Source organism: Dyella japonica DSM 16301 (assembly GCF_001010355.1).
GTDB lineage: Bacteria > Pseudomonadota > Gammaproteobacteria > Xanthomonadales > Rhodanobacteraceae > Dyella > Dyella japonica.
Map to the genome: position 1 here is coordinate 1 of NZ_JPLA01000008.1, position 24,916 is coordinate 24,916.

Consider the following 24,916-nt stretch of genomic DNA (forward strand, 5'->3'; position numbering starts at 1 on the left):
GGCAGGCGAGCAAGCTGGCCACAACGCGACAACCAAGCGAAAAGTCACTGGATCCCAGCCTACGCTGGGATGACGAGCAAATGCCGGCCTACGCTGGAATGACGAGCCAAGCGCCTACGGCGCCCCCTGCACCATAATCTTCCCCAACCCCAACGACTTATTCCGCGGCATCCGCGACAACCGTCCCGCCACATTCCGCGCCATCTCCCGATAGCGCGCCGCCAGATCCGAATCAGGCATCGCGGCAACCGTGGGCGTGCCCCCGTCGGCCTGTTCGCGAATGCGGATATCCAGCGGCAGCGAGCCCAGATAGGCAACCTGATACTGCTCGGCCATCCGCGCACCGCCGCCTTCGCCGAAAATATGTTCCTCGTGGCCGCAGTTGGAGCACACGTGGGTGGCCATGTTCTCCACCACGCCGAGCACAGGCACTTCGACCTTCTCGAACATCTTCAGCGCCTTGCGCGCATCGAGCAGGGCGATGTCCTGCGGCGTCGTGACAATCACCGCGCCCGACACCGGCACCTTCTGCGACAGCGTGAGCTGGATGTCGCCGGTGCCCGGCGGCAGGTCGACGATCAGGTAGTCGAGCTGTTCCCAGCGGCTGTCGTTGAGCATCTGCATCATGGCCTGGGTGACCATCGGGCCACGCCAGATCATCGGCGTCTCCTCTTCGATGAGGAAACCGATCGACATGATCTGCAGGCCGTGCGATTGCAGCGGAATAATGGTCTTGCCGTCCGGCGACTGCGGCTTGCCGCTGATGCCCAGCATGCGCGGCTGGCTAGGGCCGTAGATATCGGCATCGAGCACACCCACCTTGGCGCCTTCGGCCGCCAGCGCGAGCGCCAGGTTGGCCGACACCGTGGACTTGCCCACGCCGCCCTTGCCCGAAGCCACCACGATGACGTTCTTCACGCCCGGCTGCGGCGCCAATGTGCCCTGCACCTTGTGGGAGTGAATGCGGGTGCCGATCGACACCGATGCCGCGGCGATGGCCGGATCGGCCTCCAGCGCACGCTTGGCGGTGGCGGCCAGCGCATCGGCCACGCTCGCGGCCGGGTAGCCCAGCTGGATGTCCACCGAGACGCGGTCGCCATCCACGCCCACGGCGCGGATCGCCTCGGCCAGGGGGGCACCGGTATGGGTATCAATAAGTTCGCCGAGAATCTGGCGGACCAGGGCCTCACTCGCCTGCGTCATAGGGGTTCGATGCGATGTCATGGGGGTCACCCATTATGCCAGTGTGCGCCGTCCCCTACGGCTTGCGGCGCTTTCGCATTGCAGCTTGACGGCTTTGCGCCCGGTCGGTCAGGCTCGGAACATACGCTTTCGTACGGGAGGAACATCCATGAAGTCACTGCTACGCATCGCTGTGGTCACTGCACTCATGCTGGGTACCAGCGCCGTGTTCGCCGCCGAGGTCACCCCGGTGGGCACCTGGAAAACCATCGACGATGAGACCGGCAAGCCCAAGTCCATCGTGAAGATCACCGACGAAGGCGGCGAACTGAAGGCCACCGTGCTGGAAGTGCTGCAGTCCGATGAAGGCCCGCATCCGATCTGCAAGAACTGCGACGGCGAGCGCAAGGACAAACCCGTCGAAGGCATGAACATCATGTGGGGCGTGCACAAGGACGGCGACATCTGGGACGGCGGCAAGATCCTCGATCCCAAGACCGGCAAGATCTACAAGGTGAAGCTGCAGCCCAGCGAAGACGGCAGCAAGCTGACCGTGCGCGGGTATATCGGGTTCTCCCTGCTTGGCCGTAGCCAGGAGTGGCAGCGCCAGCCGTAAGCGGCACGACCTCTTGTAGGAGCGCACCCTGTGCGCGAACCGCGTAGCGCTGCGCGGTTCGCGCACAGGGTGCGCTCCTACAAAAAACGGGACTAGTCGGCTGTGGCTTCGGCCCGATGCACCGCCACTCCATGCGCCGAAAACGACGCACGCGTCGCCCGATCCGCCGAATGTTCCACCACCAGGTGCTGCACGCGCGCCAGTTCGGCCACCTGATGCGCGGCTACTGCGCCCAGCTTGTCGTCGGTCGCCACCACCACGGTTTCGTCGCTCGCCTCGATCATCGCGCGCTTGAACAGCGACTCCTCGCTATCGAAGCCCCACAGGCCGTGCGCCGCATCGATGGCGCAGGCGCCGGGAAAACACAGATCCGCACGCACCCGGCGCACCTGGTCCACCGCTTGCGCGCCGGTGGCGCCGCCGATGGTGGTATCGATGCGTCCGCCGATCAGCAATACCTCGAAGCCCTCGCGATCGAGCAGCACCTGGGCGATATGCGGTGCATTGGTGATCACGGTCAGGCGCGCATCGCGAGGCAAGGCGGCGGCAATCGCCGCATTGGTGCTGCCTGCGTCGATCAACAGCGTCTGCCCGGCCTGCACCAGGCTCGCCGCCTTGCGGGCCAGCGCCTGCTTGCGCGCGGAGTGTTCGTTGCGCCGCTGCTTCAGCGGGGTCAGCGTCACCGTGGGCAAGAGCGCGCCGCCATAGACGCGCTTGCACAGCCCCAGCGCCGCCAGCTCGCGCAAATCACGGCGAATGGAGTCTTCCGATACTTCGAACGCGAGCGCCAGCTCCGCCGCCACCACGCGCCCTTCGGCACGCAGGCGTTCGAGGATGCGTTGCTGGCGTTCCTCCGGCAGCGCGTTGCTGTCGACACTGGCAATGGGCGACTTAGCCATGCGAAGCCTCTCGCGCAGATGATTCGAGCAGTTGCAGTTCCACCAGGCGCTGGCGCAGGCCATCGGCATCGCGGAACCACCAGCCATGCATGCCCAGCGCTTCCGCTGCAGCCACATTGCGGGCCGAGTCGTCGATATACAGCGCCCTCGATGGATCGACGGCATAGCGTTGCAGCAGGCGCTGGTAGATGCGCGGATCGGGCTTGATCAGGCCTTCCTCGCCCGACACCACGATGCCTTCGAACCATTGCAGGAACGCAAAGCGCTGCCGCGCGATGGGAAACGTTTCCTGCGACCAGTTGGTCAGCGCGAGCAATCGCACGCCACGCTCACGCAGCTCGGCCAACAGCGCGACGCTTGCCTCCATCGCACCGACCAGGGTTTCCTCCCAGCGCAGGTGGTAGGCGTCGATCAGCTCGGCGTGTTCGGGAAACTGGCCGCGCAACAGTGCCGTCGCGTCCGACCACGGGCGTCCGGCATCCTGCTGCTCATTCCACTCGCTGTTGCAGACCTCGCGCAGGAACCAGTCCAGCTGCGCCTCGTCGTCGATCAGCTGCCGATAGAGGCGGCGCGGATCCCAGGCAATCAGCACATTGCCGAGGTCGAAGATCACGGTGTCGATGGCGGGGCGCATCACTTCACGATCCTCGCGGAGAACGACACCAGCACCAGCAGGCCAGCCACGCCGGCGAAGGCCATCGGCAGACTGCTGATATGTGCCACCAGGCCGATCAGCGCGGGGCCGCTGAGCAGGCCCACGTAGCCGAGCGTGGTCACGGTGGCAATCGCAATCGCCGGCGACGTGTTGGGCAGGCGTCCTGCCGCGCTGAACATCACCGGCACGATGTTGGATGCGCCAAGGCCGATCAGCACGAAGCCCACCAGCGACATCACTACGCCCGACACGCAGGCCACCAGCAGAAATCCTGCTGCCGCCAGCGCCGCGCCGATGCGCATGGCCGACTCGGGGCCATAGCGCCCGACAAAGCGGTCGCCGGAGAAACGCCCCACCACCATCGCGGCGGAGAAGAAGGCATAACCGAAGCCCGCCGATGCCGCCGAGATGCCGCGGACATCGCGCAGGAACACGGCGCTCCAGTCCAGCATCGCGCCTTCGGCCAAGAAGCTCACGAAGCACAGCAGGCCAAGCAGCCACGCCAGCGCGTGCGGCATGCGCATCGGTTCCTTGCGCGGCGTATCGGCCGTCGGGGCGTCATCAAGCAGGTCGCTGCGCAACCACAGCACCACCACGGCAAGCAGGATCGCGAGCACGCTGGCGGCGGCCGTCAGCGGTACGCCGACCGCCAACAAGGCGCTGGTCAGCGCCGCCCCGGTGAGGCCGCCCACACTGAACAAGCCGTGGAAGCCGGACATCAGCCGCCCGCCGTCGAGGCGTTCCACATCGACGGCATGCGCATTCATGGCCACATCCACCGCGCCCAGCACCACGCCGAAATACAGCAGCACGCCGATCAGCTCCGTGATGTTGGTGACCATCGCCAGCACCGGCAGCGCCAGACACATCAACAGGCCCGAGGCGACGATCAGCGTGCGATTGCCGAGCCGATGGGCCAGCCATCCCACGAAGGGCATCGACAGCATCGAGCCGCCGCCGAAGGCGAGCAGCGCCAGACCGAGCTGGGCGTCATCCAGCCCCAGGCGCGCCTTGGCATAGGGCACCATCGGCGCCCAGGCCGACATGCCGATGCCCGACACCAGGAAGATCAACCGCGTGGCCCGCCGGGCACCCGCGAGCGAGGGCGTGGCAGGCTTGCCGGCAACGGCGGCGTCAGTGGTGGAGTTCACGGCATTCCTGTTGATCGGAAGATTCGGGTTAAATGTACACAAACGTGCACAATCGTGCAATGCATGAATGGGGCGGCGACGTTTCGGAAGCCGGGCCAGGCTGCCATCGTCGCGCAATTGGCGGGCGACCACACGGGTGACGCCAGCGGCATCAACAAGCGATCCTCGCAGACGTCCAAACGACGGCATGCGCGAGGGACACGCCCACCCCATGCCATAATGGACAACCCCCTCAAGACCGTTGCCGCCCCATGAGCCGACGCCTCCTCGTCACCAACGCGCTGCCCTATGCCAATGGCCCGCTCCACCTGGGCCACCTGCTGGGCTACATCCAGGCCGACGTCTGGGTACGCGCGCAGCGGATGCAGGGCAACGAGACCATCTATGTATGCGCGGACGATGCCCACGGCACGCCGATCATGCTGGCAGCGGAAAAGGCCGGGCTGTCGCCCGAATCCTATATCGAAGGGATCCGTGTCGGTCACGAAGCGGACTTCGCGGCCTTTGGCGTGGCGTTCGATCACTATCATTCGACCCACTCCGAAGAAAACCGCGAGCTGGCCTCGCTGATCTACACGCGTCTGCGCGACGGCGGCTACATCGGCCGGCGCGATATCCAGCAGCTGTACGATCCGGAAAAGGACATGTTCCTGCCCGATCGCTACATCAAGGGCACCTGCCCCAACTGCAAGACGCCCGACCAGTACGGCGACAACTGCGAGAACTGCGGCGCCACCTACGCGCCCACCGATCTGATCAATCCCTACTCGGTGATGTCCGGCGCCACGCCGGTGCTGCGCGACTCGGAGCACTACTTCTTCGAGCTGGGCAAGTTCGAGCCGCTGCTGCGCGACTGGTTCGCCGGCAAGTTCACCAACGGCCAGCCGGTGGCCAACAGCGGCGTTACCGCGAAATTGCGCGAGTGGCTGGACAGCGGCCTGAAGGACTGGGACATCTCCCGCGATGCGCCCTACTTCGGCTTTCCGATACCCGACGCGCCGGGCAAGTACTTCTATGTGTGGCTGGATGCGCCGGTGGGCTATCTGGCCAGCTTCAAGGCCTTGTGCGATCGCACCGACCTGAACTTCGAGGATTTCCTCAGCGTCGACAGTCGCGCCGAACTGCATCACTTCATCGGCAAGGACATCATCAATTTCCATGGCCTGTTCTGGCCGGCGATGCTGCACGGCGCGAACTTCCGCACGCCGACGGCGCTGCACGTTAACGGTTACCTCACCGTCAACGGCGCGAAGATGTCCAAGTCGCGCGGCACCTTCATCAAGGCGCGCACCTATCTGGATTCGGGTCTGCACCCGGAATTCCTGCGTTATTACTTCACCACCATGCTGAGCGATGCGCCGGTGGACGTGGACCTCGATCTGAAGACCTTCGAGGAACGCGTCAACTCCCACCTGGTCGGCAAGTGGGTGAACATCGCCAGCCGCACGGCGGGCTTTGTCCACAAGTATTTCGACGGTCGCCTCGCCCCGGCCTTCAGCGCAGAAGAACAGGAACTGTGGCGCGAGCTGCTGTCGCTCTACGGCGATATCCCCGCGCTGTACAACGTGGGCGAATTCGCCGAAGTGGCGCGCCGCTTCGTGACCATGGCCGACATGGTCAACGGCTATATCGCCGCCAAGGCACCGTGGGCCATGGCCAAGGACGAGTCGCGCCGCGACGAACTGCACCAGGTGTGCTCGTTCGCGCTGGCGGCGTTCCGCCTGCTGGCCGGCCTGCTGAAGCCGGTGGTGCCGGCCACGGTGGCAGCAGCCGAGCGTTTCCTCGCCGCGCCGATCAACGGCTTCGACGATGCGCGCGCCGAGCTGCACAACCACACCATCAACGCGTTCGAGCCGCTGCTCGGCCGCATCGACCCCAAGCAGGTCGAGGCCATGGTGGAAGCGTCCAAGGATTCCCTGGCGCCCGCCGAAAGCAAACCTGCTCCCAAGAAAATCAAAGAACAAACCAAGACCATGACTGAAGCCAGCACCGCACCGACCGCCGCCCCCGAAGCCCCTGCCCTCATCGGCATCGACGATTTCGCCAAGCTCGACCTGCGCATCGGCAAGGTCACCGCCTGCGAATTCGTGGACGGTTCGGACAAGCTGCTGCGTTTCGAACTCGATGCCGGTCCGCTGGGCACGCGCCAGATTTTCTCGGGCATCCGTGCGGGCTACGGCGAGCCGGAAAAGCTGCTGGGCCGCAACGTGGTGTTCATCGCCAACCTGGCGCCGCGCAAGATGCGTTTCGGTGTGTCCGAAGGCATGATCCTGTCTGCCGGCGACGGCGGCAGCGACCTGTTCCTGCTCGATGCCGACCAGGGCGCCAAGCCCGGCGCTACCGTCCGCTGATCTCCCCCGTCATGTCGCTGGCCGACCGCATCGATGCCCTGCTGCCGCAGACGCAATGCGAGCAGTGCGGCTATCACGGCTGCCGTCCGTACGCGGAGGCGATCGCCAGCGGCGAGGCGAACATCAACCAGTGTCCGCCGGGTGGTGCGATCGGCATCGCCAGGCTTGCTGCGCTGCTGGATGTGCCCGTGCTGCCGCTCGATCCGGAGCATGGGATCGAAAAGCCACGCACGCTTGCACGCATCGTCGAAGCCGATTGCATCGGCTGCACCAAATGCATCCAGGTGTGTCCGGTGGATGCGATCGTGGGCGCATCCAAGGTGATGCACACCGTGATGAGCGACGACTGCACAGGTTGCGAACTCTGCGTGCCGGCCTGTCCGGTGGATTGCATCGTGCTCGAGCCGATGCCGTTGGCACAGGTCGACGATCCAGTCCACGCCGATGCATCGCGCACCCATTTCCAGCGTCGCGAGGCACGACTGTCGCACGAACGTCAGCGCCGTGAGGAAGAGCTTGCCACGCGCAAGGCCGAGGTGGCCGCCATGACGACGCCGACCAATCCCGTGCTCGCCGCGCTCGCCCGTGCCAAGGCCAAACAACAAGGAAAGACCTCGTGAAGAAGGCCGACATCGTCGAGCTGTTCAGCCGTCTGCGCGAAGTCGATCCGCATCCCACCACCGAACTTCACTACACCACACCGTTCGAACTGCTGGTGGCGGTGGTGCTGTCGGCGCAGGCGACCGACGTGGGCGTCAACAAGGCGACCAAAAAGCTCTACCCGGTAGCGAATACGCCGCAGGCGATCCTCGACCTGGGCGAGGACAAGCTCAAGCAGTACATCAGCACGATCGGCCTGTTCAACAGCAAGGCCAAGCATGTGATGGCCTTGTGCAGGATCCTGGTCGAGCAATACGACGGCGAGGTGCCGCCGACGCGCGAAGCGCTGGAGGCCCTGCCCGGCGTCGGCCGCAAGACCGCCAACGTAGTGCTCAATACGGCCTTTGGCCACGCCACGATTGCGGTGGACACGCATATCTTCCGCGTCTCCAACCGCACCGGTCTCGCCCCGGGCAAAGACGTGCGCGCCGTGGAAGACAAGCTGGAAAAAGTAGTGCCGCTGGAATTCAAGCAGGACGCTCACCACTGGCTGATCCTGCACGGGCGCTATGTGTGCAAGGCGCGTAAACCCGATTGTCCACAATGCGTCATTCGCGATTTGTGCCGCTACAAGGACAAAACGAAGGCCTGACCACTTGCTGCACTGAAAGGCCACGCGAGCAATCCACTTGCCTGCTGGGGCTTCAACAGTTGCGCCGGTAACGACTGCGCTGCAGCGTCGCAGCGGTCAGGTACGCGAAAGCGCGAGGCGTCATCGATGAGCGCATCGATGACGATGTCGTGACGAGCGTAGGTCATTGGTCACGACTCGCGCTGTCGTCGTTTCGACATCTCGCACGCCGGCCATCCGTTTCGTTTGCAACGACAATCGCGATGCACGCGCATGATGATGTGCCCAAGTCATCGACGCGACATTTCGCGTGTCCATGCCGCCACACCGTTCGTCACATGCAAGCGGCAGGTTCTTGCATTCTCGTGTCGTGCACGCACGAAATACCTGTGACTAGTGGCATATGACGTGTGGAGAGGGTCGCGAAACCTCATAAATTCCTCAGTGTTTCGTGCAAGTTCCTCAAGCATGAATCGCCGCATCGACCTAACGTTGAGCCTCCCCCGGAACTCTCCCCGTTAGGAGGCCTCACCATGAAGCGCTACATCCTCCCCGCTGTCGTGGCTGCACTAGGTTTTGCCAGCATCGGTTCCGCCTACGCCACCGTCGAATCCTATACCGTCGATCTCAATGGCTACGCCGTCATTGGTTTCGTCGGAAACACTCCGGCTGACTACGCACGCGCCCAACAGCAGGCCAATAGTTGGGAAACGCAGCGTCACCTTATGTTGAAGCCACAGTCGATCAAGGCCGTGGCCATCGACCAATCACAAGGCGTTGCCCTCAACCAGACCGAACTGCGCGCAGCGATCGTGCAGGCCGCCCTGGCCAAGACCCCTTGAAAGCGCTTTCCCCAAGCGTTTGACCGGCGCCCCTGATTCGCGCCAAAACAGGAAGGAAGACGGCGAGCCAGCAGGCTCGCCGTCTTCCTGTGCGCGTCTGGTTGACGCCACCCGTCTCACTTGCCAACGTGACGCCTGGGCGGCTGCCAGCGGCCCGGGAAAAGATCCACAAAAGGTAGGACACGGATCATGGGGCCTGGCGCCGGCCTGGACCGTGCCGCCGCCATGTCCGTCACAGGTGCGAAGGCATGCATATTCTGCTGGTCGAAGACGATGCCGAGCTGGGCGGTGCGATCAAGCACGCGCTGGAACACCAGTCCTATGCGGTGACCTGGCTGCGCGACGGTCGCGAGGCGATGGAGGCCCTGCGTGGCGATCCCGTCGACCTGGTCCTGCTCGATCTGGGCCTGCCCGGCAAGGACGGCCTGGAAGTGCTCGCCGAGGCCCGGCGCTCCGGCGTGAAGACGCCGGTGCTGGTGATGACGGCCCGCGACGCGCTCGAGATGCGTATCCGCGGCTTGGATCTGGGCGCTGACGACTACCTGGTGAAGCCTTTCCACCTGGGTGAACTGGCCGCCCGCATCCGCTCCCTCACGCGCCGTACACAAGGCCTTGCCGACAACCTGGTGGAGGTCGGCGGCCTGCGTCTCAACCTGGCCACGGCCGAAGTGGAGTTTCGCGGCGAGCACGTCACGCTGACGCGGCGTGAGTTCGCCCTGCTGCGCGTGCTGATGGAGCGCGCCGGACGCATCGTGCGTCGCGAGGCGCTGGAGAACTCCGTCTATGGCCTGGATACCGTGGTGGAACGCAACGCCATCGAAGTGCAGGTGCACTGGCTGCGCCGCAAGCTGAGCCCCGAGGTGATCCACACGGTGCGCGGCATCGGCTACATGATCCCGCGCGAGCCGCAATGATCACCCAGCCGATCAGTCTGCGCACCCGCCTCACCTGGCTGATCATCGCCGTGATGGTGGCCGTGCTGATACCGCTGGGCTGGATCAGCTATCGTCGCGAACTGCGCGAGATGAACGAACTGCTCGACGGTCGCCTCGCCCAGGCCGGCCGTACGCTGGGCACGCTGATCGCACACGGGCAATTGCCGCTGCACGAAGCGGACCTGCCCGCGATCACGCAAAGCGCCGACCGCCATCGCCATGGCGTGGTGGTGTCGGTACATCCGCACAACTATGAACCGGAAGTCGGTTTTCAAGCCTACGATCCGCAGGGCGAATTGATCGCCGCCACTTCCAACTTCACCGACCTGCCGCCGCCGACCGGCGAGGAGCGCGGCTTTCGCGACATCCAGCTCGAAGGCAAGCAGTGGCGCACGTTCACGCTGCAGAACCGCGCCGCCCTGGTGATCCGCATCGGCGAGCAGTCCGACAATCGCGCCGACATTGCGCGCGGCCTGGTGATCGAGCACACGCTGCCGCTGCTGGTGGGCCTGCCCTTGCTCGCGCTGCTGGTGAGCCTTGCCGTGAAACGCGGCCTGCGCCCGGTCGCCGTGCTCACCCAGATGCTGGACCGTCGCACGCCCGGCAGTCGCAAGCCGATGCCGGCGGATGTCGCGCCTGGCGAAATCAAGCCGCTCATCGTGGCGCTGAACCAGCAGTTGGAACGACTGGAGGACGCACTCGATCGCGAACACCGCTTTGCCACCGACGTCGCCCATGAGCTGCGCACGCCGCTCGCGGCGACCATGATCCATCTGGAAAGCGCAATGATTGCGGACGACCCTAGCGAAGTGGAATTCACCGTGCGTCACGCGCAGCAGAGTATGGCGCGGCTGGGGCGACGCATCGAGCAGATCCTGGCGATGGCCCGACTTGAGGCCGGCGCCGCTTCGCAACAGCGCAGGCCGATGGACCTGATCCGCATCGCCACCGAGGTGATTGAGGAACTGGCGCCGCTGATTGCCGAGAAGGACATCTCACTCAGCCTGGCGCATGACGACGACATGGCGCTTGTGCTTGGCCACGAAGTGGCACTCACGGCCATGTTTCGCAATCTGATCGAGAACGCCTTGCGCTACACGGAGACTGAAGGCCAGGTGGATGTTTCCGTTCACCGGGACGCTGCGCAGGTGGTTATCGATATCTCCGACAACGGGCCGGGCATACCCGAGGATCGACGACAGGCCGTCTTCCAGCGCTTCCATCGTGAGGTGGAAAGCGCCACGCGTGGTTATGGCCTGGGGCTGAGTATCGTGCAGCGTGCGATCGAGTTGCACGAGGCGTCGATTGAACTGTTGGAATCGCCCTTGGGGCGTGGCTTGCTGGTGCGCATCCGCATGATTGCAGAGCCCGTCCATTCATCGAGAAACCTCCCATAGCTGGTCATTTCCGCGCCTCGGAAAGCGGGCAGCGGCGGCCATCGCCAGCAGGGTCTTCCTGAGACTCCTGGCAAGCTTGATGCGAAAGCAACCTCACCACGCCGTTGGCGGCCTATCGATCACCCGGGTCTTCTTGCACCGTCGATAGAAATCGCGACAGATGCTCGCGTACGTGAGGTTTCATTCGAGCGACTGCGCGGGCAATGAGCGGATGGAATGCCACCGTGTCCACCTGGTGTTGCTCCATCTCGCCACGACCCAATAGTAGCCAGTCAATCGAAATTTCCAGCACACCGCAGACGACCACGACATTGTCAATCGTCATGGCGCCGTCGTGGCACCAGCGACTGATGGCGCTTTCCGTAACGCCGACAGCCGCTGCCATGGCGCTGAGCTTGGTCAAACCGCGAGCTCGCATGGCGGTCCGCAGACGACTCCCTCGTGTCTCTTCCATCCCGCCCCCTTTACACCATCGACGGATGCAAGTGCTTCACATGCCAGCCATCACGGCGCGTTGGACCGACGCCCATTACCCATGAAAAGCCCCACCTTTCGATCGTCTCCCGGCGAGGCCGCCTGAGCCGGGCTTCGCCTTGACGCTTGGCCAACCAGATCTGATGCCGCACGACGCTCGATTTCTTGCGCGTGGCTCAACATGCTTGAAGACCGCGCAAGGGAACTTGCTTGAGCGTGTTTCGCCCGTGGGCGCACGCTTGCAGAAGGCAGCGAAATCTCGCCTTGCTACAGGATTGAGGCTAACTTCCAATGGACAAGTATCGGCTATGGATACGAGTGGCTGTCGTCCTGCTGGTGGGCATAGGTCTTTCGGCCTGCCACCGTGTCATCAGGCGCCCCTCTGCAGCGCCCCCGGCTCTAAGCGAGGAGGCCCTCGCTCCTCAGCTTATTCCCGTCAGAGCCACCACTACCTTGCGTGCCCACTACTTCTACGTTGGTGCGGGCATGTGCCATGTCGTGGAATGCCCGGGCAACAACGCTCCCGTGCTGCTTGATGATTGCGGCTCCAGCAATTCGGATGGCGGACTGACCAAAGATCAGGCGGTGGCTGCCGTGCAGGCAACCACGGCGGGACGTCCGGTGATCCTGGTCTTCAGTCATAGTGATGCGGATCACGGTAACTACGTCCCCGATATTTTTCCCAATCCAACCCCAGTGGCGATCCGCTCCATCTGGGGTGGCGGCTCCTATGCCAACTACAACGACCGGGTGAAAACGTGGTTACGTGAGGCTCGGGACGCTCACATACCCATCCGCATGAATGCCTTTCCCGATCCCGGGGTGACCGGCTTCGATCCCGGCTGGAGCAACGATGGCAACAGGGTCGATGCGCTGCAGTGCGGCACCGCCAATACTTACGTACTTACCGTCAACAGCACCAAGGGCGCCAATGCTGCAAGCATGATGCTGATGATTGATCACAACGGCGAAAAACTGCTGTTTCCCGGCGATGCCACAGGAGATGCCCAGGCACAGGCGGTTGAAAATGCCGGCAATAACCACAAGCCGGCCAATTTCCTTTTTACCGACGTGCTGGAAGTCAGTCATCACGGCGCAGAAAGCAACGGAAGCAACAACAAGGCCTGGGCTGAGAGCACCCTTCCTCGCTATCTCCTTTCCAGTGCCGGCAACTCGTATTACCACCCACGTTGCCAAGCCATCCAGAATTACCGCGACGCCAACGGTGCTCGCCTGTTGGGCGCTCCGAAACACCTTCTCTACTGTGGCGAACATGGCCAGTGGTGGAAATACGAAGACGAGCCGTATGCCATTTTCGGAACGAACTCCAATGGCACCCTGACCGTCGACGTCAACGCGGGCGGCGCAGGTGCGCGCACGACGATCTACTGCGGTCCAAGCCAATGCACCAACTAGCCTCCATCGGGCCGACCATCAACCATCTCCTAGGAGCAACATGCCATGTCTCGCCTCACGCTTGAGGAACGCCTCCAGTACATCGAAAGCCTCCCCCTCGCAGACGCCGACCTTTCGTTGGCCAGGCTGGGTGGTGAAGAAGAAAAGAAAGGTGCAGCGGTTGATGCGGGGTCGGTTGTCTCGTTCGTCGCCAACGTGGGGCTGCAGCATCGCAAGGACGCACTCAATTCGACCCTGTACGCCCAGCTCGGGGCAAACGCGGCCTTCGATCGGATCAACAACGCGGTGGACTGGTACAACAAGTACATCGAGATACTGGAAAACATTGGTTGGGTGATCCAGTCGTTCGGGTTCACCAAGTACGATGGCAATGCCGCCTCGTTCGAAGTGGACACCGTTCTGATCGAATTGCTCGCTGCGCTGATGACCGAAGATGAGGAACTGGTCCTGACTGAAGCCATCAATGCACTCAAGGCGCTTTCGGAGGGAAAAAAGGCGGCCACCATCTTCGAGACAGCAAGTCACGATCTCACCAAAGCCAACGCCCAGATCGCCACCGCCTCCGATGAAAACGGTGTCATGTTCATGAAGATGGCGTTTTTCTATCTTCACACCGGCCAGAACATGACACGCGTCCTCTGGTTCACGTTCAACAGCTCCGATACCGAGATGTACAAGGCCGTTCAAACCATCAACTTGAACGAAGAGATCTATGAGGTTGTTCGCGATACCATCGTCGCGAGGTTAGGCGAAAGAGCAGCAAAGTACATCGACGACCTGCCTTTGGCTGACTGAAAGCCGCTGAGAGTGCGATCGCACGCGTAGCGCCTGCTGCCTACGCCGCCTTTCGCATTTCGCGCTCGACCGCGCCAGGTCATGGCCTGGGCCTGTGCATCGTGCGATTGAATTGCACGATGCGTCGATCGAATGGCTGAAGTCGCCGGTGGGGCGGGGATTGTTGGTGAGCATCCGGATGGCAGCGGTTCCCGGCTGAGCAGGCGCGCTTCGCTCCTTTTGATCGTCATTCCGGCGCAGGCCGGAATGACCAGCTTGAGAGCAAGGCGCCTCCCAAAAGGTTTCCACAAGATTGCCTTGCCATCATGGCCAGCGTCGGGCCTAAGGCCCTCAGGCTGTGGCGTCCATGCTTGCTCTTGTCCGAATCGCCCTGTCGCGACCGCTGACCTTCATCGTGTTGGCCGTGCTTATCCTGATCGCCGGTCCGCTGGCCGCGTTGCGCACGCCCACCGATATCTTCCCGAACATCGGCATACCGGTGATCAGCGTGGTGTGGAGCTACAACGGTCTGCCACCGGACCAGATGTCGGGTCGGGTCGTCTACTACTACGAACGCCAGCTCAGCACCTCGGTCAACAATATCGAGCACATCGAGTCGCAATCGCTGCCCGGCATGGGCATCGTGAAGATCTTCTTCCAGCCCGGCGTGGACATCCGCACGGCCACCGCACAGGTCACCTCGATCTCGCAGACGGTGCTCAAGCAGATGCCGCCCGGCATCACGCCGCCGCTGATCCTCAACTACAACGCCTCGACCGTGCCCATCCTGCAGATGGCGCTGTCGAGCACCAGCATGTCCGAGGCGAAGATCCTCGACCAGGGCCTCAATGTGATGCGCCCCATGCTGACCTCGGTGCCTGGTGTGGCGGTACCCACGCCCTACGGCGGCGCGGCGCGCCAGGTCACGCTGGATCTTGATCCGCGCGCACTGGCCGCGAATGGTCTGTCCGCGCAGGACGTGAGCAATGCGCTGGCCGCGCAGAACCAGATCATCCCGGTCGGCACGGCCAAGATCGGCATGGCCGAGTACCACGTGCAACTCAACAACAGCCCCGATGCCGTCGACGAGCTCAATCAGCTGCCGGTCAAGACGGTGCATGGCGCCACCATCACCATCGGCGACGTGGCCCACGTGCGCGACGGCGCCGCGCCGCAGACCAACGTGGTGCGCGTGGACGGCAAGCGTGCCGTGCTGATGCCCGCGCTGAAGGTGGGCGATGCATCGACGCTGGCGGTGGTGTCGGGCATCAAGCAGTTGATGCCGCACGTGCTGGAATCGCTGCCTTCCGCGCTCAAGGTGACACTGCTGAGCGATCAGTCGACCTTCGTGAAGGCGGCGATTTCATCGGTGGCGCGCGAAGGCATCATCGCCGCCCTGCTGACCTCGGTGATGATCCTGATCTTCCTGGGCAGCTGGCGCTCGACCGTGATCATCGCGGTGTCGATTCCGCTGGCCATCCTTTCGGCCATCGCCCTGCTCTCGGCGACCGGACAAACGCTCAACGTGATGACGCTGGGCGGCCTCGCGCTGGCGGTAGGCATCCTGGTGGACGACGCCACGGTGACCATCGAGAACATCAATTGGCATCTTGAGCAAGGCAAGGACGTGCACACGGCGATCATGGACGGCGCCAGGCAGATCGTGACGCCGGCGTTCGTGTCCCTGCTGTGCATCTGCATCGTCTTCGTGCCGATGTTCCTGCTCGATGGTATCGCGGGCTTTCTGTTCCGGCCGATGGCGCTCGCGGTGATCTTCGCGATGGTGTCCTCGTTCGTGCTGTCGCGCACCCTCGTGCCGACGTTGGCCATGGCCTTGCTCAAGCCGCATCACATGGAAACAGGTCCGGGCGATCACCCGGAGGACGAGTATCTCAACCACCACGAGGGCGACCAGCCGGCGCGGCGCAAGCGGCGTGCGCTGGTGGCTTCCCTGGTGCGCTTCCAGCAACGCTTCGAGCACCGCTTTGCACAGGTGCGTGACGTCTACCACGCCACCCTGACGGCGGCGCTTGCCCATCGCCGCCGCTTCATCATCGGCTTTCTCGCCTTCGTGGTCGCATCGTTTGCGCTGGTGCCGCTGCTGGGCCGCGACTTCTTCCCCGATGTGGACGCCGGCGCCATCGCCCTGCATGTGCGCGCGCCGATGGGCACGCGCGTCGAGGAAACAGCAGCCGAGTTCGACCGCATCGAGCGTGCGATCCGCCAGGTCATTCCGGCCGATCAGTTGGACACGGTGATCGACAATATCGGCCTGCCGCTGTCGGGCGTGAACATGGTCTACAACGCCAGCGGCACGATTGGTCCGCAGGACGGCGAGATCCAGGTTGTGCTGAAGGAAGACCACGCGCCGACCGCCGATTTCGTGCGCGAACTGCGTGCGCGCTTGCCGCGCGAATTTCCGGGCACGCAGTTTGCGTTCCTGCCCGCCGACATGAGCTCGCAGATCCTCAACTTCGGTGCGCCCGCGCCGTTGGATATTTCCATCGCCGGCCGCGACCTCAAGGCGAACGAAGCCTACGCCACCGATATCCTCAAGCGCCTGCGCAGCGTGCCCGGTATCGCCGATGTACGCCTGCAGCAGAGCAGCAGCTATCCCCAGCTCAACGTGACGGTGAACCGCACGCGCGCCGACCGCCTGGGCGTGACCGAACGCGATGTCACCAACAGCATGGTGGCCTCGCTGGCCGGCAGCTCGCAGGTGGCGCCGACCTTTTGGCTCAATCCCAGGAACGGCGTGTCCTATCCCATCGTGGCCGCCACGCCGCAATACAAGATGGACAGCATGGCCGATCTGGCCGGCCTGCCGGTGACGCCGGCCGGCAAGGGCGCCAGCCAGGTGCTTGGCGGCATTGCGACCTTCATGCGCGTGCCAAGCGCAGCCGTGGTCTCCCACTACAACATCCTGCCGTCGTTCGACATCTATGCGGCCGTGCAGGATCGCGACCTGGGCGCGGTCGCGGGCGATGTGCAGAAGGTGCTGGATCAGTTTGCCGCCTCACGTCCCAAGGGCACTCTGGTCAGCCTCCATGGACAGGTGGGCACCATGAATGAGGCCTTTGGTGGGCTCGCCTTCGGCCTGGTCGGCGCGATCGTGCTGATCTATCTGCTGATCGTGGTGAACTTCCAGTCGTGGCTGGATCCGTTCGTGATCATCACCGCCCTGCCCGCCGCGCTCGCCGGCATCGTGTGGATGCTGTTCCTCTCGCACACCACGCTGTCGGTGCCCGCATTGACCGGCGCGATCATGTGCATGGGCGTGGCCACGGCCAACTCGATCCTGGTGGTCAGTTTCTGCCGCGAACGCCTGGCCGAACATGGCGATGCGGTGAAGGCCGCGCTCGAAGCGGGCTTCACGCGATTTCGTCCGGTCTGCATGACCGCGCTGGCGATGATCATCGGCATGTTGCCGATGGCGCTGACCCACGAACAGAACTCGCCGCTGGGCCGCGCCGTGATCGGCGGCCTGCTGTTTGCGACCTTCGCCACCCTGCTCTTCGTGCCGGTGATCTTCAGCATCGTGCATGGCCGCACGCAGGCACAGGCCGCCACCGATTCCGCCTCTGGAGTACCTGTCCATGTCGCATGACGCCACCATCGCCGCGCCCGCGCGCACGCCGAAGCTCGGCCGTGCCGTGCGCATCGGGCTCGCGCTGACCTTGCTTGCCACCATCGCCGGCATTTCCGTGCGCGCCTACGACTATCACCGTGTCGTGAAGTGGACGGATGCCCAGGTCACGCCCAGCGTGCAGCTGGTCACCCCGGAGGGAGGCCACGGGCAGGCGAGCATGACGCTGCCCGGTCGTCTGGATGCGTGGATTGGCGCACCCATCCACGCGCGCGTCAGCGGCTACCTCAAGAGCTGGAGCCATGACATCGGCAGCCAGGTCAGCGCAGGCCAGTCGCTGGCCGAAATCGATACGCCGGAACTGGACCAGCAGTTCGAACAGGCCAAGGCCAACCTTGCCCGCGCCCAGGCGAACGCGCGACTGGCGGTGCTCACCGATAAGCGCTGGAAAAACCTGCTGCAGTCCAACTCCGTGTCCAAGCAGGAAGCCGATGAAAAGGCAGGCGAAGCCGAAGCCGCGCAAGCCAATGTGCTGGGCGCGCAGGCGGATGTTGATCGCATTGCCGCGCTGGAAGCGTTCAAGCACATCACCGCGCCATTTGCCGGCACAGTGACCGCACGCAATACCGATATCGGCGACCTGATCAGCGCCAACAGCGAGAACGCGCCGGCGCTGTTCACCGTATCCGATACCACGCGCATGCGCCTCTACGTGGAAGTGCCACAGGGCTATGCCGACGCCATTCGTCCCGACATGAGCGTGCAGCTGGATGTGCCCGATCACCCGGGCGAGCAGTTCAGCGGTCATCTCATCGGCAGCTCCGGCGCCGTGAGCCAGACCTCCGGCGCCCTGCTGGCCCAGTTTGAAGTGGACAATCGCGACGGTGCGCTGCTGCCCGGCGCCTATGCCGAAGTGCATCTGCCGCTGACGGGCAACAGCCATACGCTCACCGTGCCGGCAACGACGCTGATCTTCCGCGCGCAGGGTCCCCAGCTCGCCGTGGTTGGCGCCGACCACAAGGTCCAGCTGCGCGATGTGCACATCGCGATGGATCTGGGCGATCGGCTGCGCATCGACAAGGGTCTCAAGCCGGGCGACCGCGTGATCAACCATCCCTCCGATTCGCTGATGCAGGGCGATCTGGTGCAGGTGGCGGCGGGCGGCGACGGCACGGCGAAGCCGGAGTGAAACCATGATGCGCATGCTCCCATCCCTGCGTCGACTCGCGCCGTTGGCCCTGGCGGCGCTGCTGCCGGCCTGCTCGCTCGCACCGGTCTACCAACAGCCGGACATCGGCCCCGTGCCTGGCCACTACGCTGGTCAAACCTCCGACGGCTTGTGGTCGCCCGCGCATCCTTCCGATGTGGCGGCGCGTGGACCGTGGTGGTCGGTGTACGCCAATCCGACGCTGGATCGGCTGGAGCAGCAGCTCGATGCCTCCAATCCAACGCTCGCCGTCGCCCTGGCGCGCTATGACGCGGCACGTGCGCTGCTGGGTGAGGCGCGCTCGGACCTCTATCCGACCCTGGGCATGGTCGCCGCCGATTCGCGCAATCGCCAGTCCAACAACCGCCCGCTGCGCGGCAGTGGCCAGCCGAACGAATACAGCGCCGAAACACTGGGCTTCGGGCTGGGTTACGAACTCGATCTCTGGGGCCGCGTGCGCAACGAAGTGGCTGCCGGCAAGGCGAATGCGAGCGCCGCGCAAGCCGATCTCGCCTCGGTGAAGCTGAGCCTCGAAGCACAGCTGGCCGATCTCTATCTGCGGCTGCGCGGCTACGACGTGCAGGAGCGCATCCTCACCGACACACTGGATGCGTACCAGCAAGGGCTCGATCTCACCCAGCGGCGTTTCCAGGGTGGCGTGGCCTCGGGCCTCGATGTGAGCCGCGCGAAGACGCAGCTGTCGGATGCCCAGGCGCAGGTTTCGGACGTCCAGGCGCAACGCGCGCTGACCGAACACGCGATCGCCACGCTGGTGGGCGACTCCGCGTCGCGCTTCTCGCTGCCGGTCGACAACACACCGATCAAGGTGCCCGCGATCCCGCTCGGCGTGCCGTCGCAATTGCTGGAGCGTCGTCCCGATATTGCCGCCGCCGAGCGGCGCGTGTTTGCCGCCAATGCCGAGATCGGCGTGGCGCGCGCGGCGTTCTTTCCGCGCCTGAGTCTTTCCGCTGCTCTGGGTTGGCAGGACACCGGCATGGGCAACCTGCTTAGCGCGGGCAACCGCTATTGGGCGCTGGGTCCGGATCTGGCGATGACACTATTCGATGGTGGATTGCGGCGCTCCAAGGTACAGGCCGCGCAGGCAAACCTGGATGCGTCGGCGGGCCTTTATCGCGGCGTCGTGCTCAACGCGTTCCAACAGGTGGAAGACAACCTCACCCTGCTTCAACAGCTCGGCAAGGAAGCGCATCAGCAAGACGATGCCGCCAGTGCCGCGCGTGATTCGCAGACCATCGCGACCAATCGCTATCGCGAAGGCGCGGTGAATTATCTCGACGTGGTGAGCGCACAGACCGCTGAACTGCAGGCCGAACGCAGCGCGGAACAAGTGCGCACGCGACGTCTGCAGGCGAGCGTGGATCTGATCCGCGCGCTCGGCGGTGGCTGGGATGCAGCCCAGCTGTCGACCACCGCCAACGCGGTGGCCGACAGCACGACCCAGGCCCGCTGACGCGACGGTACCTACGCCGTCGCGACCGCCCGGGGACCCAAGGAGCTCTCCCACGGAGAGAGGGGAGGCAAGAGAGCTCCTATGATGACGAGCGAGCCTATGCCGCTCGTCGTACGCCTTCGACACGCAGGTTGAGCTGCTGCCAGTCCACCACCAGCTCACAGCCGCGTGCGGAGGCATTCCTGCTCCATTCGCGCAGCAATTCCAGGCATGCCTGATCGACGTGATGCAGACGATCCACCTGCAGCTGCAGGCGCGTATTCGGCGGCACGCTATCCAGCGTGCGTGCCACCGAGGGCACCCGCAGGAAGGTGGCCGAACCTTCCAGGCGCAGCGATGCCGTACCCGGCTCCTCGTGATGATGCAGGCCCACCTTCAGTCGCGACGAATGCAGCGCGAGGCGGAACAGCGACAAGGCGAAACCGATCAGCACGCCGGCCAGCAGATCGGTGGCGACGATGGCCACCGTGGTCGCCACGTAGATCCATGCCGTGCCCTTGCCGTACTGCGCCAGCGCGGTCACCTGCCTGAAGTTCACCATCTTGATGCCGGTGTAGACCAGGATGCCGGCCAGGCAGGCTACCGGCGTCATGCGCATCAACCATGGCAGCAGCATGGCAAACACGAGTAGCCAGCCGCCGTGCATGATGGTGGCCATGCGTGTGGCCGAACCTGCCTGCACGTTCGCCGCGCTGCGCACGATCACGCCGGTCATCGGCAACGCGCCGAACAGCCCGCAGATCGTATTGCCGATGCCTTGTGCAGTGAGCTCACGGTCGTACCTGGTGCGGGCGCCGTCATGCATGCGGTCGACCGCGGCCGCGGACAAGAGCGTCTCGGCACTCGCGATGAAGGCGAAGGTCAGCGCAGCGATCAGCAGCGACGGTTCCAGCAGGCTGGAAAGACTGCTCAAGCTCGGCATCGCTACGGCAGCCATCAGATTCGACGGCACGTCCACCGTTTTCACTGCCAGCCCCGCCCACTGCACGGTCGCCGTCAACGCGACCACCGCCAGCAAGGCACCAGGCACGAAGCGCAGTTTTTCCGGTCGCAGTTTTTCCCAGCCGAGCATGATGGCGATGGTGGCCACGCCCACACCCAGGGCGGAGAGGCTGCCCACCTCGCCCTGCACTGCATCGATCACCGCGCCCGGCAACGCGGCGAAGTTCTCCAGCCCGCGCGCCTTGGGCAAGGCATCCATCAGCACATGCAGCTGCGACGCCACGATCAACACGCCGATACCCGACAACATGCCCGCCACCACCGCCGGCGAACACATGCGGAACCACACGCCGACACGGCACAGGCCAGCGGCGATCTGGATCAGGCCGGCCAGCAGCACGACCGGGCCCAGCGCGACCACGCCATGCTCGCGCACCAGTTCGAACACCAGTACGGCGAGGCCGGCCGCCGGTCCGCTCACCTGCAGGGGCGAACCGGCGACGGCGCCGACGATGATGCCGCCCACGACGCCGGTGATGAGTCCCGCCGCTGGCGGCATGCCCGAGGCGATGGCGATGCCCATGCACAAGGGCAAGGCCACCAGGAACACCACGATCGAACCGAGCAGGTCACGCCCGAACAGCCCTTGTTTGAAGTAGTTGCTGATCACGACAAATCCTTAGGCAGCCGACGCCGTAGGCACCGCAAAACGCGCATGCGGCGTCGCTTCCGGAAAGCCCGGCGCACCGGGCTCGATCTGCACGAAGCGACCCTCTTGCGCATCGAAGCCCCTCAGACCCGCGTGCTCGATGTCATACACCCACCCGTGGATGCGCAACTGTCCGCTGGCCATTGCCGCTGCGACCGTCGGCAGCGTGCGCAGGTGTTCCAGCTGGCCCACTACGTTCTCTTCCGTGAGACGACGCAGGCCTTCCGAACCCTGCAGGCCGGGACCGTTCTGAGCAACCACGTAACGCGCGACGTCCGCATGCATCATCCATGCGGCGACCGACGGCATGTCCTGCACCAGCTCGGGATGTTGCAGCGCCTTCATCGCGCCGCAGTCGGAATGACCGCAGATCACGATGTGGCTGACCTTGAGCACCTTCACCGCATATTCGATGGCCGCCACCACGCCGCTCACGTGCTGCGCATACGGCGGCACGATGTTGCCGATATTGCGATACACGAACAGCTCGCCCGGCTGCGCGGAAAACATCAGTTCCGGCATCACGCGCGAGTCGGCGCAGGTGATGAACATGGTGCTGGGACTCTGCCCCGCCGCCAGTTTGCGAAACACCTCGCGCTGCGCGGGGAAAACTTCATTGCGGAACTGTTCGAAACCTTCGATCAAACGCTTCATGCGAATACTCCAGACAAGATTCGGATACGACGCCCACGGCGCAACGCGCGCCAGACGAGGCGTCGAGAAAAGAGAACGGATGGCCAGCGCCACGCACAGGCACGACTAACGCGCCGCGGCAGCGGATCGGTTCACTGACAAGACCATCGGAGGCGGCAGGCCCGAAAGCATGCACGCGAGGGGAATGCGCGCCGCTTCAGCGGCTGCGACTCAGGCGACTTCGGGTGGGCGCAGCAGTCGCGCGGGATCGTGCAGGCTCAGCTCGTCGTGCAGCGAGCGCGGAGCATGGTGGGGCATCGGCGCCCACAGGTAAGCCACATCGAACGGATGGAGGATGTCGTCCATGCCGCTGCTGGTGCTGTCTTCCAGCGAGCAGTGCTCGCTGTCGTCAGCTGAGCTATCGGCGACATCATCAGCCATGACCAGGGTGGCCATCGCCTTTTCCGCCGACGATGCCGGCGACAGTTGCGCCGGACGTACGGGCGTGCCGACCAGCAGTAGCAGGCCGAACAAACACGCCAGAAACGTGGCGAAACGAGAGCGGTGGAGACGCGAAGTCATACCGCTGACGTTATCGGAAAGCGCATGAAGATCGCAAGACATTGCGAAATATCCACGACGCGTTTTTATGCATGCGCAAGCAAACATTCATCTTGGCGAGGCGCCGTCGTGATGCAACAGCGCGCGATCGCCAAAAGAAAAACGGCGGGCCAGAGCCCGCCGTTTGTCCATCCCTGGGTAGAACTCCCTTGCGATAGCCGTACCGCCGATCCGATTAGAACGGGTAGTAGCGGAAGGAGGTGAAGAACATGTTCTCGGTGGCCTTCGGCGATGCGATGCCGTTGGCGAGCGGGCCGCTCACGCCATTGATGAAGCCCTGGCCAGCGAACGCTTCCTTCTGCGTGTACGAGTACTGTGCACCGAACTGCATCTTGCCGAACTTGCCCTGGTAGAACTTCCACCAGAAGCCCGCCGTACCCTGCCAGATCTCGCGGGCGTTGCCCACGCAGTTGGCGCCGCCGGCGATGTCGCACTGGCTGTTGTTGTAGGCCGGGTTGCCGTAGCCGAGCTGCACCACGCCGCCGTTGTAGGCCTGGAAGTCCTTCTTGCTCGACTGCTCACGACCGCCGAACAGGTAGAAGTCCAGATCCGGGTTGGCGTGCAGCGTCAGGCCCGTCAGGATCATGTTTTCCTTGATCGGAGCGATGTTGCCGTTCGGGCTGAAGGTCACGTCGGCAAGCTGCGAGCTGCCGTAGCGGCCGATGCCCTTGCCGTCCATCCCCGAGAGCTGGAAGTCGAGGGTCTTCTCGATGAGCGGCAGGACCATGCCGGCGCCCCAACCGCCGCCCCAGGTGTCGTGGTTCTGGTACGAACCGTTGACGGCGTAGCGGTTGTAGAAGGAACGGGCCAGGCCGAACACTTCGTAATGACCGTAGCCCGGGTCAGCCGCGAACTTCACGATCACGTCCGGGATGTGGTTGAGCGACAGCGTGTTGGCCGAGTCGTAACCCGAGCCAGCAGTGATGTTGTAAGCGGTCTGCTGCACCGGCGCCTTGGACTGGTTCGGGCTGGAGTAGAACGTGGTCTGCGGGTTCTCGATCGAGATACCCAGCCAGTACTTCTTGTCCCAATCCTTGACCAGGCGGATCTGCGCCTGACGTGCCCAGGTGAAGCCCGGGATGTACTGGGCGTCGATCTGCGGCGGGGTCAGCTCGCTGCGCGGCGTGATGCCCTTGCTGTTCATGGTCAGCAGCGACCAGTTCTGGCCGGCCAACAGGTGCAGGCCCGAGGTGTCCCAATCGGCCGTCATGTAGACGTTGCGCATGCGCGGGTTGAACGAGTTGGACTCGTTCTGGTTCGCAGTCTGGGCGCCGCCCAGGAAGTCCATTTCGACGTAGCCGGCCAGGTGGGTGGTCGGATCCACGTCACCCTGCACGAGGGCCGACAGGCGGCTCTGGCGGGCGCTGAGGCGGAACTCGGCCATGTGCGCGGTCTGCACGTTCTTGTACGGAATCGCGCTGTAGTTCGAAGCGATATCCGCGCCTTCCTGGGCCGAACGGTAGATCGATTCAGCAGCAAGGAAGCCGCCGAGCGTGATGTTCACGCCCTTATAGGCCAGCTTGTCCTGCGACTTCTTGACCGTCGCGTCGGTCGTGGCGACCTGCTTCTGCACCTGCTCCACAGCCTGGCCAGTGGACACGTTGATGTCCGACTGCGCGTCAGTGCGCTGCTCGAGCTCGACAACCTTGGCCTGCAGGGCCTGCAGCTGGGCCTTCAGCGCCTCGATCTCGGCGGACTGCGTCGACTGCGTGCTGGTCTTGGAGGACGCCCCGGCCGGATCGGCCATGACGTGGAAGCTGGTAACGCCCAAACCGGCAGCAATCGCCACCGCGAGCAACTTGGAACGCATGGAATATCTCCGCA

At 64.1% G+C, this 24,916-nt stretch carries 21 protein-coding genes; 12 read left to right on the forward strand and 9 right to left on the reverse strand.

Going from position 1 to position 24,916, the window contains the following annotated elements:
* Window positions 1-114: 114 nt before the first annotated feature.
* Window positions 115-1,203, reverse strand: a complete 1,089-nt coding sequence (gene apbC, locus Y882_RS03145; protein ID WP_046970431.1) for an iron-sulfur cluster carrier protein ApbC — start codon at window positions 1,201-1,203, stop codon at window positions 115-117.
* 148 nt (window positions 1,204-1,351) lie between these two features.
* Between apbC and Y882_RS03150 the strand changes: the two genes are divergently transcribed.
* Window positions 1,352-1,798, forward strand: a complete 447-nt coding sequence (locus tag Y882_RS03150; RefSeq protein WP_046970432.1) for a DUF2147 domain-containing protein — start codon at window positions 1,352-1,354, stop codon at window positions 1,796-1,798.
* Window positions 1,799-1,890: 92 nt separating this feature from the next.
* Here the strand turns inward: Y882_RS03150 and Y882_RS03155 are convergent, their stop codons facing one another.
* Genes Y882_RS03155 through Y882_RS03165 form a run of 3 tightly spaced genes read right to left on the reverse strand, consistent with a single transcriptional unit; the run spans window position 1,891 to window position 4,503 of the window.
* Window positions 1,891-2,697: a DeoR/GlpR family DNA-binding transcription regulator gene (locus tag Y882_RS03155; RefSeq protein ID WP_046970433.1), complete on the reverse strand. Its 807-nt coding sequence runs from the start codon at window positions 2,695-2,697 to the stop codon at window positions 1,891-1,893.
* Entirely contained in the window at window positions 2,690-3,331 is a 642-nt protein-coding gene (locus tag Y882_RS03160; protein WP_046970434.1) for an HAD family hydrolase, read from the reverse strand. The genes Y882_RS03155 and Y882_RS03160 overlap by 8 nt, the downstream gene beginning before the upstream one ends.
* Window positions 3,331-4,503, reverse strand: a complete 1,173-nt coding sequence (locus Y882_RS03165) for an MFS transporter (RefSeq protein ID WP_046970435.1) — start codon at window positions 4,501-4,503, stop codon at window positions 3,331-3,333. Before Y882_RS03165 ends, Y882_RS03160 begins: the two co-directional genes overlap by 1 nt.
* Before the next feature lie 251 nt (window positions 4,504-4,754).
* On the opposite strand from Y882_RS03165, the gene metG reads away from it, so the two are divergent.
* The 6 genes from metG (at window position 4,755) to Y882_RS03195 (ending at window position 11,259) form a co-directional block, all read left to right on the forward strand.
* Window positions 4,755-6,854 carry a methionine--tRNA ligase gene (metG, locus tag Y882_RS03170; RefSeq protein WP_046970436.1) on the forward strand — a complete coding sequence of 700 codons (2,100 nt, stop codon included), beginning with the start codon at window positions 4,755-4,757 and terminating at the stop codon, window positions 6,852-6,854.
* Window positions 6,855-6,865: 11 nt separating this feature from the next.
* A complete protein-coding gene (locus Y882_RS03175) occupies window positions 6,866-7,474 on the forward strand; it encodes an electron transport complex subunit RsxB (protein WP_046970437.1) in 609 nt (202 codons plus the stop codon).
* On the forward strand, window positions 7,471-8,106 hold the full coding sequence (gene nth, locus Y882_RS03180) for an endonuclease III (RefSeq protein ID WP_046970438.1): 636 nt from the start codon (window positions 7,471-7,473) through the stop codon (window positions 8,104-8,106). The genes Y882_RS03175 and nth overlap by 4 nt, the downstream gene beginning before the upstream one ends.
* 512 nt (window positions 8,107-8,618) lie before the next feature.
* A complete protein-coding gene (locus Y882_RS03185) occupies window positions 8,619-8,927 on the forward strand; it encodes a hypothetical protein (RefSeq protein WP_046970439.1) in 309 nt (102 codons plus the stop codon).
* 248 nt (window positions 8,928-9,175) lie between these two features.
* Entirely contained in the window at window positions 9,176-9,841 is a 666-nt protein-coding gene (locus tag Y882_RS03190; RefSeq protein WP_046970440.1) for a response regulator, read from the forward strand.
* On the forward strand, window positions 9,838-11,259 hold the full coding sequence (locus tag Y882_RS03195) for a sensor histidine kinase (protein ID WP_046970441.1): 1,422 nt from the start codon (window positions 9,838-9,840) through the stop codon (window positions 11,257-11,259). Before Y882_RS03190 ends, Y882_RS03195 begins: the two co-directional genes overlap by 4 nt.
* Before the next feature lie 112 nt (window positions 11,260-11,371).
* Here Y882_RS03195 and Y882_RS03200 read toward each other — a convergent pair whose 3' ends face one another.
* Complete coding sequence (locus tag Y882_RS03200; protein WP_082120905.1) at window positions 11,372-11,713, reverse strand: helix-turn-helix domain-containing protein; 342 nt, start codon at window positions 11,711-11,713, stop codon at window positions 11,372-11,374.
* A gap of 473 nt (window positions 11,714-12,186) precedes the next feature.
* On the opposite strand from Y882_RS03200, the gene Y882_RS03205 reads away from it, so the two are divergent.
* The 5 genes from Y882_RS03205 (at window position 12,187) to Y882_RS03225 (ending at window position 20,187) form a co-directional block, all read left to right on the forward strand.
* Entirely contained in the window at window positions 12,187-13,149 is a 963-nt protein-coding gene (locus tag Y882_RS03205) for a ComEC/Rec2 family competence protein (protein ID WP_156171310.1), read from the forward strand.
* A 45-nt stretch (window positions 13,150-13,194) separates the two neighbouring features.
* Window positions 13,195-13,944: a hypothetical protein gene (locus Y882_RS03210; RefSeq protein ID WP_046970443.1), complete on the forward strand. Its 750-nt coding sequence runs from the start codon at window positions 13,195-13,197 to the stop codon at window positions 13,942-13,944.
* Between the two features lie 346 nt (window positions 13,945-14,290).
* On the forward strand, window positions 14,291-17,530 hold the full coding sequence (locus tag Y882_RS03215; RefSeq protein ID WP_046970444.1) for an efflux RND transporter permease subunit: 3,240 nt from the start codon (window positions 14,291-14,293) through the stop codon (window positions 17,528-17,530).
* Window positions 17,520-18,698 (forward strand): efflux RND transporter periplasmic adaptor subunit, encoded by a 1,179-nt coding sequence (locus Y882_RS03220; protein ID WP_046970445.1) that lies wholly within the window; start codon window positions 17,520-17,522, stop codon window positions 18,696-18,698. The genes Y882_RS03215 and Y882_RS03220 overlap by 11 nt, the downstream gene beginning before the upstream one ends.
* Window positions 18,699-18,702: 4 nt before the next feature.
* Entirely contained in the window at window positions 18,703-20,187 is a 1,485-nt protein-coding gene (locus Y882_RS03225; RefSeq protein WP_082120906.1) for an efflux transporter outer membrane subunit, read from the forward strand.
* Window positions 20,188-20,284: 97 nt separating this feature from the next.
* On the opposite strand, the gene Y882_RS03230 is transcribed toward Y882_RS03225, so the two are convergent.
* From Y882_RS03230 to Y882_RS20740, 4 genes are all read right to left on the reverse strand, one after another.
* On the reverse strand, window positions 20,285-21,796 hold the full coding sequence (locus tag Y882_RS03230) for a SulP family inorganic anion transporter (protein ID WP_046970494.1): 1,512 nt from the start codon (window positions 21,794-21,796) through the stop codon (window positions 20,285-20,287).
* A gap of 12 nt (window positions 21,797-21,808) precedes the next feature.
* Window positions 21,809-22,492, reverse strand: a complete 684-nt coding sequence (locus Y882_RS03235) for a carbonic anhydrase (RefSeq protein ID WP_046970446.1) — start codon at window positions 22,490-22,492, stop codon at window positions 21,809-21,811.
* A gap of 210 nt (window positions 22,493-22,702) precedes the next feature.
* Window positions 22,703-23,053: a hypothetical protein gene (locus tag Y882_RS03240; RefSeq protein WP_156171311.1), complete on the reverse strand. Its 351-nt coding sequence runs from the start codon at window positions 23,051-23,053 to the stop codon at window positions 22,703-22,705.
* 214 nt (window positions 23,054-23,267) lie between these two features.
* Window positions 23,268-24,902, reverse strand: coding sequence for a hypothetical protein (locus Y882_RS20740; RefSeq protein ID WP_052949639.1), 1,635 nt, complete (start codon window positions 24,900-24,902; stop codon window positions 23,268-23,270).
* Between the last annotated feature and the right edge of the window lie 14 nt (window positions 24,903-24,916).

Bases quoted from the DNA above. Each gene is read 5' to 3' on its own strand.
- Y882_RS03220 (WP_046970445.1), top strand. From the start codon at position 17,520: ATGTCGCATGACGCCACCATCGCCGCGCCCGCGCGCACGCCGAAGCTC.
- metG (WP_046970436.1), top strand. From the start codon at position 4,755: ATGAGCCGACGCCTCCTCGTCACCAACGCGCTGCCCTATGCCAATGGC.
- apbC (WP_046970431.1), bottom strand. From the start codon at position 1,203: ATGACGCAGGCGAGTGAGGCCCTGGTCCGCCAGATTCTCGGCGAACTT.
- Y882_RS03195 (WP_046970441.1), top strand. From the start codon at position 9,838: ATGATCACCCAGCCGATCAGTCTGCGCACCCGCCTCACCTGGCTGATC.
- Y882_RS03150 (WP_046970432.1), top strand. From the start codon at position 1,352: ATGAAGTCACTGCTACGCATCGCTGTGGTCACTGCACTCATGCTGGGT.
- Y882_RS03215 (WP_046970444.1), top strand. From the start codon at position 14,291: ATGCTTGCTCTTGTCCGAATCGCCCTGTCGCGACCGCTGACCTTCATC.
- Y882_RS03190 (WP_046970440.1), top strand. From the start codon at position 9,176: ATGCATATTCTGCTGGTCGAAGACGATGCCGAGCTGGGCGGTGCGATC.
- Y882_RS03235 (WP_046970446.1), bottom strand. From the start codon at position 22,492: ATGAAGCGTTTGATCGAAGGTTTCGAACAGTTCCGCAATGAAGTTTTC.
- Y882_RS03225 (WP_082120906.1), top strand. From the start codon at position 18,703: ATGATGCGCATGCTCCCATCCCTGCGTCGACTCGCGCCGTTGGCCCTG.
- Y882_RS03200 (WP_082120905.1), bottom strand. From the start codon at position 11,713: ATGGAAGAGACACGAGGGAGTCGTCTGCGGACCGCCATGCGAGCTCGC.
- Y882_RS03155 (WP_046970433.1), bottom strand. From the start codon at position 2,697: ATGGCTAAGTCGCCCATTGCCAGTGTCGACAGCAACGCGCTGCCGGAG.
- Y882_RS03240 (WP_156171311.1), bottom strand. From the start codon at position 23,053: ATGACTTCGCGTCTCCACCGCTCTCGTTTCGCCACGTTTCTGGCGTGT.
- Y882_RS03160 (WP_046970434.1), bottom strand. From the start codon at position 3,331: ATGCGCCCCGCCATCGACACCGTGATCTTCGACCTCGGCAATGTGCTG.
- Y882_RS20740 (WP_052949639.1), bottom strand. From the start codon at position 24,902: ATGCGTTCCAAGTTGCTCGCGGTGGCGATTGCTGCCGGTTTGGGCGTT.
- Y882_RS03210 (WP_046970443.1), top strand. From the start codon at position 13,195: ATGTCTCGCCTCACGCTTGAGGAACGCCTCCAGTACATCGAAAGCCTC.
- Y882_RS03185 (WP_046970439.1), top strand. From the start codon at position 8,619: ATGAAGCGCTACATCCTCCCCGCTGTCGTGGCTGCACTAGGTTTTGCC.
- Y882_RS03175 (WP_046970437.1), top strand. From the start codon at position 6,866: ATGTCGCTGGCCGACCGCATCGATGCCCTGCTGCCGCAGACGCAATGC.